The organism is Noviherbaspirillum sp., from assembly GCF_035654295.1.
In the GTDB taxonomy this organism is placed as follows: Bacteria; Pseudomonadota; Gammaproteobacteria; order Burkholderiales; family Burkholderiaceae_D; genus Noviherbaspirillum.
On the sequence record NZ_DASRXF010000077.1, the window covers coordinates 1 to 10134 of the forward strand.

Genomic DNA, 10134 nt, shown 5'->3' on the forward strand with positions numbered 1-10134 from the left:
TGGACGAGATCGTCAAACAGGCAATGGCGAAGTGGCCGAACGTGCCCCACTGTTACGGCTGGCTCGCGCTGGATGCGCGCGGCAACTGGCGCATGCGCGACGACCGCGCGCAAAAACTGAACCTCGCCGGCGACCGCATCACTAATCCGGCGCTGGTCGGATTCATCAACCGCAACTACCTCTGCGATGCGCAGGGACGCTGGTACTTCCAGAACGGTCCGCAGCGCGTCTACGTCAACCTCCAGGCCACGCCTTTCATCGCGCGCACCGAGCCCGTGCATGGCTTCATTTTCCACACCGGGGAACCGATCGATGCCATCGATGCCGTCTGGATCACGGACAGCGGCTTGCTCCTGCTGCAAAGCGGTGGAAGGATCGCGCAAATCGACGATCGGGACATGGCGCAGTGCCTCGCGCGCCTGCACATTGACGGCAAACCCGTTGATGACGACCGCTTGCTGGCATGGCTCGATGACGAAGCCGATGAGGCCGATGATGGGCGCGTGACGCTTGACTGCGCGGGACGCGAATTGCCGGTGACACGGGTGCGGTTTGACGAGATCGCTGATAAGTTCCGCTTCACGCCGCGCCCGTTGCCGGATTCGGCGTAAGGACCGAGCGGCTCAGCGTTCGCGCTGCCCTTCCTTCATTTCTTCCATCCAGCGCGCCTTGAGTTCCCGTTCGCGGGCATCGATCACGGCCTGGTCATAGAACGACGCATCGGGCGCGCGGCGCGCGATGCCCAACTGTTCGATCGCCGTCGGCACACTCCCCAGCAGGGCATAAGCCTCCGCCAGCGCAAGATGCTGGAGCGCCTGCTTGCCTTGCGCGGCGTAAGCCTTCGCCAGCTGTTCATGCAGCTCGGGCTCCTGCCGGTAGAGCTGCGCCTGGTCGCGCAGATAGTTCACCGCCTCGTCGTACCGCCCCAATGCAATCAGTGCATCCGCATACTGGCGCGCTAGCCCGCGCGAGAGCGGGAATTTCTGGCGTGCCGCATCGGCTTCCTTCAACGCCTCCGCCGCCTGTCCCGCGCCAAGCTTGACGTCGATCGAAAGGCTCGACAGCAGCGCACTCTGCACCGGGGAAGACGGTCCCTGCGCAGCGGCCGTCGCCTCCTGCAGCAGGGATTGCGCACGCGCATACGCACCCTGCCGGTAGGCGACGAACGCCTTGCCGTACAGCGCCGACACGATCTGCGGCCGCGTCTTCTGCTGGAATTGCGTTTCAAAGGCAGTGACCGCCTCGCGCAAACCTTGCGCCGACGTGTCCTGCAGCACGCGCAGGCGGGCGCGGACGAGGTGGAAATCGAGACTGTCCGTACGCTGGCGGTAACGCTGGTCGCGCGTGCGTGCCTGGATGTCGGCGATGCGTTCGGTGGTTAGCGGGTGCGAGCGCAGGTAAGCCGGCGCGGTATCGTTATAGCCGCGGGTGGCGGTCTGCATGCGGCTGAAAAAGGCGATCATGCCGGAGGTGTCGTAGCCCGCCTCGCGCAGGATCTGCAGGCCGATGCGATCCGCCTCGCGCTCCGCATCGCGGCTGAAATTCAGCTGCCGCTGGATGGCCACGCCCTGCCCGCCCATGAGCAAGGCCGCCGAGGTATCCGGGCTGCCGCGCGCCGCCAGCGCGGCCAGGACAGCCGCGGCAAGCGGGATCAGTGAATCCTGGCGCTGCTGTCCGATCATGCGCGCGATATGCCTCTGCGCCACGTGCCCGATTTCGTGCGCCAGCACCGATGCCAGCTCGGACTCGTTCTGCGCCGCGAGCACGAGGGCGGAATGCACGCCGATGAAACCGCCGGGCAGCGCGAATGCATTCAGCATCGGGTCGCGTACGGCGAAGAAGAAATAGTCGTAGCCCGCCTCTCCGCGCGCCTCCGGCCGGACTGCGACGAGGCCGTTGCCGAAATTGTTCAGGTACTCGGTCACCGGCGCGTCATCGAGATAGTCGCGGTCGCGGCGGATGTCGCGCATGATCTGCTCGCCAAGCTTGCGCTCGACCTGGGGCGAAAGTTCGCCGCGCTCGGTGTCGCCCAAGTTGGGGAGGGTTTGAGCATTCGCCGCGCCCGGCAGGATTGTCACGGCGGGCATGCATGCGAGCGCGAGCGCTCCTGCGAGGTGACGAAACGTCCGCAAGCGGAAGAAGAAGTTTTTCGTTTTCACGGTGCTATGATACCCCGACCTACCAATCGTTCAGGCAACCAGCTTTTTGACAATGAATACCAGGAAAGAATCCAGCCACGAAGGCCTCACCCATTTTGACGATGCCGGCCAGGCGCATATGGTCGATGTGGGCGCCAAGAACGAAACACACCGGGTCGCCGTGGCGAGCGGCTCGATCCGGATGAAGCCGGAAACCTTTGCGATCGTGCTTCAGGGCACGGCGAAAAAGGGCGACGTGCTCGGCATTGCGCGGATCGCCGCGATCATGGGCGCCAAGCGGACAAGCGATCTGATTCCGCTCTGTCATCCGCTTGCCCTGACGAGGGTGGCGGTCGAATTCGAATGCAAGGCGGACGATTCCACCATTCACTGCACGGCGACCGTGGAAACCTTCGGAAAGACGGGGGTTGAAATGGAGGCCCTCACTGCCGTACAAATCGGGCTGCTGACGATTTACGACATGTGCAAAGCCGTAGACCGCGGAATGGTCATGTCGAACATCCGCGTGCTGGAAAAGCATGGCGGCAAGTCAGGAGACTGGGTGGCGCAAGTCTCCTGATATCCGGCATGAACGGGCGGCAGCGCCTTAGTTTGCCGCCCGCCCGCGATCTGCTTCGCCCTCGCTCATTCCGATTTTCCCGTCTTCCCAGTTTCGTGCGGTCTTGAGCAGCTGCAGGTTGCGCTCGAATGACTGATCGACATAGGCGGCATTTGCCTTCGGCGTGCTGTACTCGAGCCTGAGGTTATTGTCGGTCGAAATCCACAGTTCCCTGCTCAGGCCGATCTTGTCGAGCAGCACGTCGGTGCGGTCGGGCGTCAGCAACAGGTCGCCGGCGATGTCGGAAAACTTTCGCCCGGCCAGTTCGCGCACCGCTGCCAGGCCAGCCGCGGTATCGAGCTCCCGGATCGTGGCCGCAAGCGGAGCGGCGCGGCTCTGGTCATTCGTCGCAATCAGGATGCCCTGTCCACCGACGACATACAGCGACACATACTGGAATTCCGAACGCAGTGTGCCAATGATCGTCAGCAGGTCGGTCGGCGACAGATGATGGAGTTGGATCCACTGCTGCAACACGCCGTCCGGACGCAGCTTGGTTCTCACCAGTTGATAGAAATCGCGGTTATACAGGGAAGCCGCACCGGCAAACCAGATTGACGTGATTTCAATGCTGACGATGTCGTACTGCCGCTTTGTCAGCAGCAGCAGGTTGCGGCCGTCCGTGATGTGCGTCTGGACCCCATCCTGGACCGATACCTTGCCATTGATCGAAGCGAAATGACTGTCTGCCATGTTGACGATGTCGCGGCTCAGTTCGGCGAGGTCGATGTGCTTGAAACCGGCATCGTGGAAAACGCGGGTTGTTGCGCCGGTACCGTAACCGATCACCATTGCATTTTCGCGCCGCGATTGATGCAGCAAGGGCAAGGCAGCGAAACCGATCTGTGCCTGCACTTCGCCCTTCTTCGCATCATTCCCCTGGAACTTGCCGTTCGTGAGCAGCGTGGTGACCACGCCGTCCTCGCCCGGGCGGCGCGTGACGAGCGTCAGTCCGCCGTCAATGCTTTCGCTGTGGTCCACCACTTCGCCCCAGCGCTGCGCGGCAAAGTAGACATTGGCTCCGGTGCTCAGCATGTCGTAGTCGAGGCTTTTCGGGCTCACCAGCACGAGCCCGGCGACGCCGGCGATGGCAGCGCCGATCTGCAATTGCGTCTTGCGCAGGGTGACACAGGCAGTCACTACGGCGGCAATGCCCAGCGAGACCAGCGCGACAACCTTGCCGGAATGGAGACCGCCTATCCAAGGCAGGAGAACAAAGCCGAAAATCAGCACGCCGGCGATATTTCCGAGCGTGTTGATGGCCGCGCTGACGCCGACCATGCGGATCCCCTTGCCCTCGGTCGCTCTTGTTGCGAGTTCCATGGCAAGCGTGTAACTCGCGCCAATGAAGATGGTCGGCGGAACCATGACAAGGGCGCACACCATGCCGCGCACCGCTTCGCGCGCACCGAAGGTCGTCACCAGCGGGTAACCGGCGAAGCTGGCGAAGTAGGCCGGAATCAGGTCCCAGCCCCAGGCGCCAGCGGCCACGGTTGCAGCCAGCAGCAGTTGCGCGACCGCAAGCGCGGCGGCCACATGCTCGCGCTGGGAACCGATGATCCTCCGCCCGGCCTCACCGCCGATCGACAGGCCGACAAGGAAGGTGGCAAGCATCAGTCCGAAGGCATAGACGCTGTTGCCGGCGACAATCGAGAGCAGGTGCACATAGACGACTTCGAGCCCGAGGGAGAGGACGCCGCCGATTCCGAGCGCGCACCATGCTGCCGCAAGCACACGCTTGTCGGTGCGGCCTGCCGCGGTGTTTCCGGCCGGAGCAGCGGCAGCCCCTGCATCGCCGTAACGTGCGAAGAGCGACTTTGCGAGCTCGAAGGCTGCGAGGGCCACCATGAAGTTCATCGCGGCCGCGACCAGGGTCGTCGACCGGACGCCGAGTGCCGGAATGACCGCATAGCTCGTCAGCAGGGCGCCAACTGCGGCTCCCGCGGTGTTGCACGCGTACAGCCACGCGACCGAGCCTCCGAGTTTTTCGCCGCCGGCATTGAGCGCCTGCGCCAGCAGCGGCAGCGTTACGCCCATGAGCACCGTGGGAATCAGCAAGACGCCTGCTCCAAGCGCCACGCGCAGCACGAGCAGGATAGGTGCGCCCGGTGGCAGGTCGGCTGCCAGGAAGACATACGTGGACTGGATTGCATCGAACAGCGCCGGCGTTGCAATGCAAAAGGCGCCGATCGCCAGTTCGACCAATGCGTACGCCACGATAGGCCGCGAGACCCGTGCGGCAAGGATGCCGCCGGCCAGCGAACCGATTGCCATGCCGCCGAGGAAGGTGGCAAGCACGGTAAAGGTTGCCGTTGCCGTACTGCCGAAGACGAGCGCAAGTTCCTTTGCAAAGAGCACCTGGTAGACCAGCGCCGCCGCGCCCGAGGCAAAGAACATGAAGCCCAGGCTGCGCATCGATTGCGTGCCGGTTCCGGCCGCGACCTTCTGCGAACTCTCCCCCACGCCGGCAGCAATGATGCGGAACCTCAGGATCGCCCGCACCTGGACTAGTGCGACCGCGGCGGTCATGGCGAGCATCACCCAGCAGGCCCAGGCGTTGGCGATGAAGAAGTTTATCTGTGTGCGCATCAGGAGGACCCATGCCAGCCACGTGCCGAAGCCGAGGAGAACGGTTTGCCAACGCTCACGGACGGAAAAGGGAACGCCTGTAGTTGTCAGCGCGATGGCGCCAAGGACGAACGGGACAGCGACAATCAGATCGACAACATAGTGTTCACCCATATACAAGGTCGCCGCGGCAACGCATGCGGTCATGGCGAACAGCACCAGCCGCGACCACAGCTTGGTGGGCGACAGAAGCCAGACTACCAGTGCGCCAAACACCCAGCCGAAGTGCATCGAAGGCATGCCATTGCGGGGATTGGGGCCGAGGCCCGCAGTCAGGTCAAGCGGCAATGCGTCGGGCAGGCGCAGCTTGGCCAGGAACTGGCTCTCGCCGAAGACATATTTCGGGCCGGTGATCGGAAAGACGTGGTAGGCGCATAGAGCGCACATGGTCAAACCGACCCACAACAACAATGCGTGCGGCACATGCGCCGGCTTTCCCCGCAACTGCATCAAGGCGAGTGCGAAGAATCCGAGCGGCGTCAGCCCATACGCCATCCGCAGGATCGCATCCATGCCGGGCACGGCGTGCACGGCGTCGATCAGCGAAGGCGTGACGTGCCAGCCCGCCGCTGCGTCGAACTTCAATGCATACAAGTCGTAGGTGTGGGGATGGAGCGATACGGTGACGTCAAGCGCGGCACGCGGGACCAGGATGAACAGCAAAAGCATGATCAACAGCCAGCGAAAACTTGCTTCGAGCTGCTGATTGGTGTCTTGACGCGGTTTGATTGCTCTCCATACGGATGCGACCAGTGCGGGTAGACCCATGCCGTTCGAAAGGAGCGTAATGGCATCGAAGTCCACCCCAGGCCCTTGCACCCAGCCGAAGCTGCCGGTATCTCGCAGGGCCATCCACATCAGCAAGGTGACGACCGGCCATGCAACGAAGACAGATCGCTGCTCGCGAAGACTCGGACACCCCGCCCAGAACAGGGTCGACACAAGAAGGGAGTAACCGCCGAAGATGATGAAAACGGTTTGGATCGACGGCTGCAGGAAGAGCGGGAAAAGGCTTGCACCCGGCCAGCTGTTCAGGCCGAGGACCGCTCCGAAAATCAGCAGGGCAAGGCAGATGGCAAAAAGTGTTGCCGCCCGGTGGATATCGCGCAATGACGAAGAAATCATGCTGGTGCCCTGAAGTCGCCGAAAAGAATACAGACCGGCCTGTCATGCCGCCTGTGGATTTCTACCGAAAAGTGTCATGCCGACAGCATCCGGCACTCTCCAAAATGTAAAAAGCCTCAATCCTGAGGCTTTTTACGGTGCGAACACTAATGTCCGCAGAATCGATCAAGCAGCAATTACTTGCAGCCGGACGGACGATACTTGGCGTTGACGGTACCGCTGCACTCCCAGCTCAGAACACCGTTGCCAGCGTCGGTCGGGGTCAGCGTGATGGTGCCGCCGGAAACGCCGGTAACAGCTGCCTGGCCGGTAACGGTAATCACACCGCCGGACTGGGCAACGCTTGCAACGATCGCGGTGGACTGGGTGGCAACGGTCAGCGAGCCTGCTGCCGGCAGCGCACCGTTCACCTGGAAGAATTCAGCAACCTGGGTCTTACCTTGGGATGCGGCGAGCATCATCTCGGAGACCTTGGCGCGAACCGTGTAGTCTTGATATGCCGGAATGGCAACTGCGGCCAGAATACCGATGATCGCAACAACGATCATCAGTTCGATCAGGGTAAAACCGGCTTGTGCGCGCTGGACAATCTTCGTCGATTTCATTTTGCTTCTCCTTTGGAAATTAGGCAGCCTCCTGCCATGATTTCCAAACAGCAATTAATGTGCCATCGAGAAACATGCGCTCCGGCGAGGCTTTACGGAATGGAAAGCGACAAGAATTGTCGGTGAACTGACAAAATGCGTCAGTTTTTGTGTTGGCACGATCGGATTTTGTCCCTTCGGTGCCTGTGGATTGTCGTATTTATAAAAATATCAGGCACCGGGTGCCAGGAAGCGAAGCCGGGTTCCCTGAAGCTCGATGATGTCGCCATCCAGCAAAGGCTGCGGCTGGGTGCCGACAGGCTGACCGTTGATGACAACAAGTGCAGATTCATCGACGGTGGCGATGCTATAACCGCCGTCCATTCTCAAGATGGCCGCAACCTGTTGCCCGGCCATCCCGATGGTTGTTATCGCCTTGACAAGAATGGTCTCATGGCCGGCCTTCACGCCGTTGAGGACGAGCACGCGTCCTAAATCCTGATTCTGTGCCGTGGCCTCGCCCTCCGAACCGGAAAGGTACTGGATCCTATACTGCGCAAGTTCGATCAGGTCGTTGTCCTGCAGGTAGTGGCGCTTGATCGGTTGACCGTTGACCTGCGTGCCATTCGTACTATTGAGGTCCTCGAGAAACGAGTCTTCGAGGTGCGTCACGATTACCGCGTGCTCCCCGCTGATGGCGGGATGTTCGATCACGATGTCGTTATGCGGGCGGCGTCCGATTGTTACCCGTTCCTTGGACAGGGGGATTTCACGAATACGCTTCTCGTCGGCAAACAGGATTAACTTCGCCATTCCACTCTCGCTGCGCTCACCGCCTTAGCCAACCCAATTCCGTATACGGTCGAGCAAGCGCGGCGTCTCCGTTCCCGTTGCAGTGACCTTTGCCAGAACCACCGAAATATTGTCCAGTCCGCCGTTGCTGTTGGCCCTCTGGACAAGCGACCGGCACATGTCATCGAGCGAACCTTCTCGCAACATGACCTCCAGCACCTCGGTGTCAGACAGCATGTCCGTGAGCCCGTCGGAACAGAGAAGGTAGATATCGCCGGCCTGGACACGGTGGCCATGCACTTCGACATCCAGGTCCCCGGCAACGCCCACGGCCCGGGTCACCAGGTTCTTGCTGCTGGAAAAGCGTGCGAGCTCGGGTGTGATCAAGCCTGCGTCGATCTGCTCCTGCAGCAGGGAATGGTCGCGCGTGATCTGGCGCAGTTCGCCCTCCCGTAGCCGGTAGGCACGCGAATCGCCGACATGGGCTACGGTGACCTCGTCGCCGTGAAATACCGCGGCGACCAGTGTTGTTCCCATTCCGTGATAAGCGGGCTCCGCTCTGGCAGCCTCGAGTATGGCCGAATTGGCTTGCTGGAATGCGCGGACCAGGAGCGCCCGGACCGCGGTGCTGCCGGGCGGGACCGTCTGGGCCAGGTCCGGGGACTGATCAAGCGCGCCATAGACGACCTTGGTTGCGATACTGCTTGCGACTTCGCCGGCATTGTAGCCGCCCATGCCGTCGGCCAGGATGATGAAGCGATCAGGCGTACCGAGTGCGATCGCGTCTTCATTTTGCGCGCGCATCAGTCCGGGATCCGTCAATCCCGCAAGTTCCAGCCCGATCCTGTTTCCCATGAGGGCAATTATACGTGTATGAGCAAGTACGAAACGCTTCGGGGACTCACGGCCGCCGGCCGCGCCGGGAGCGCATGATCGCCTTGCCGATAACCACGACGATGATCGCGGTCAGCAGTGCAAGCGCATTGAAACCCATATTCGTGCCGGGAACCCGGACATCGAGAAGCTGCACGAACCCGGCGATTTTTTCCGCCACCGCCACATCCGTCACCGCCATCCCCCCTGCAATATAGCCCAGCAGCGCCGCGCCGAGGGTGACAATGAATGGAAAACGTTCCATCAGACGCAGGACGAGCGTGCTGCCCCAGATGATGATCGGAATACTGACAAGGATGCCGAACACCACGAGCAGCATCCGGTGTTCGCCGCCGGCGTGTTCCGCCGCGCCGGCGACGGCGATCACGTTGTCCACGCTCATCACGAGATCGGCAACGATGATGGTCTTGACCGCGGAGGCCAGTCGGTCGCTGGCCTGGATCTCGGTGTGTCCGTCTTCTTCCTCGGTCAGGAGCTTGATGCCGATCCAGAACAGCAGTGCCCCGCCGATCAGTTTCAGGTAGGGCACTTGCAGCAGGGTCACGGCGAAGGCGATGAGGGTCACGCGGATGGCAATGGCGCCGAAGGTGCCAAGCAGGATGCCGCGCCGGCGCAGCTTGGGCGGCAGGTTGCGGCACGCAGGTGCGATGACGATGGCGTTGTCCCCGCCCAGCAGGATGTCGATCAGGATGATCTGGCCGACGGCGAACCAGTTGATGCTCAGCAGGAGGTCCATGGTCGCAGCGACGAGTGGCGGAAAATGAAACGGGGAGCCGAAGCTCCCCGTATCTTACGCCTGTATTGCTCTTAGAACACTGCTTACAGCATCGCCTTCAGCAGGCGAGCCATCTCGGACGGGTTCTTGGTGACCTTGATGCCGCAGGATTCCATGATTTCCAGCTTGGCTTGAGCGGTGTCTGCGCCGCCGGAGATCAGCGCGCCTGCGTGGCCCATGCGCTTGCCCGGAGGAGCGGTGACGCCGGCGATGAAGCCGACCACCGGCTTCTTCATGTTGTCCTTGATCCAGTAGGCGGCGTTCGCCTCGTCCGGACCGCCGATCTCGCCGATCATGATCACTGCATCGGTGTCGGGATCGTCGTTGAAGGCCTTCATCACGTCGATGTGCTTGAGACCGTTGATCGGGTCGCCGCCGATACCGACTGCGGAAGACTGGCCGAGGCCGAGCGCGGTCAGCTGCGCCACGGCTTCATACGTCAGCGTGCCGGAACGCGACACGACGCCGATGCGGCCCTTCTTGTGGATGTGGCCCGGCATGATGCCGATCTTGATTTCGTCCGGCGTGATCAGGCCCGGGCAGTTCGGTCCGAGCAGCAGGGTCTTGCTGCCGGCCTTC

General features: G+C 61.9%; 8 protein-coding genes and 1 pseudogene. 2 read left to right on the top strand and 7 right to left on the bottom strand.

The features are described 5' to 3' along the window. Positions 1-611, top strand: a 611-nt coding sequence (locus tag VFF99_RS08450) for a DUF2946 family protein (RefSeq protein WP_325016848.1), incomplete at its 5' end; no start/stop codon positions are given. Positions 612-623: 12 nt separating this feature from the next. Here VFF99_RS08450 and VFF99_RS08455 read toward each other — a convergent pair. Continuing rightward, positions 624-2087 (bottom strand): M48 family metalloprotease, encoded by a 1464-nt coding sequence (locus VFF99_RS08455; protein ID WP_325016860.1) that lies wholly within the window; start codon positions 2085-2087, stop codon positions 624-626. Between the two features lie 124 nt (positions 2088-2211). Between VFF99_RS08455 and moaC the strand changes: the two genes are divergently transcribed. Beyond that, entirely contained in the window at positions 2212-2718 is a 507-nt protein-coding gene (moaC, locus tag VFF99_RS08460) for a cyclic pyranopterin monophosphate synthase MoaC (RefSeq protein ID WP_325016862.1), read from the top strand. A 27-nt stretch (positions 2719-2745) separates the two neighbouring features. On the opposite strand, the gene VFF99_RS08465 is transcribed toward moaC, so the two are convergent. The 6 genes and pseudogenes from VFF99_RS08465 to VFF99_RS08490 all read right to left on the bottom strand — a co-directional run. Further along, the gene (locus tag VFF99_RS08465) at positions 2746-6510 is read right to left on the bottom strand and encodes a fused MFS/spermidine synthase (protein ID WP_325016850.1); all 3765 of its coding nucleotides are present in this window, start codon (positions 6508-6510) and stop codon (positions 2746-2748) included. A gap of 176 nt (positions 6511-6686) precedes the next feature. Next, positions 6687-7115: a pilin gene (locus tag VFF99_RS08470; protein WP_325016852.1), complete on the bottom strand. Its 429-nt coding sequence runs from the start codon at positions 7113-7115 to the stop codon at positions 6687-6689. Between the two features lie 210 nt (positions 7116-7325). Continuing rightward, on the bottom strand, positions 7326-7907 hold the full coding sequence (locus VFF99_RS08475; protein WP_325016854.1) for an FHA domain-containing protein: 582 nt from the start codon (positions 7905-7907) through the stop codon (positions 7326-7328). Between the two features lie 24 nt (positions 7908-7931). Continuing rightward, positions 7932-8741 (bottom strand): Stp1/IreP family PP2C-type Ser/Thr phosphatase, encoded by an 810-nt coding sequence (locus VFF99_RS08480; RefSeq protein WP_325016856.1) that lies wholly within the window; start codon positions 8739-8741, stop codon positions 7932-7934. A 46-nt stretch (positions 8742-8787) separates the two neighbouring features. Beyond that, the gene (locus VFF99_RS08485; RefSeq protein ID WP_325016858.1) at positions 8788-9516 is read right to left on the bottom strand and encodes a TerC family protein; all 729 of its coding nucleotides are present in this window, start codon (positions 9514-9516) and stop codon (positions 8788-8790) included. Between the two features lie 83 nt (positions 9517-9599). Further along, a pseudogene (locus VFF99_RS08490) lies at positions 9600-10134 on the bottom strand (succinate--CoA ligase subunit alpha); the annotation flags it as partial.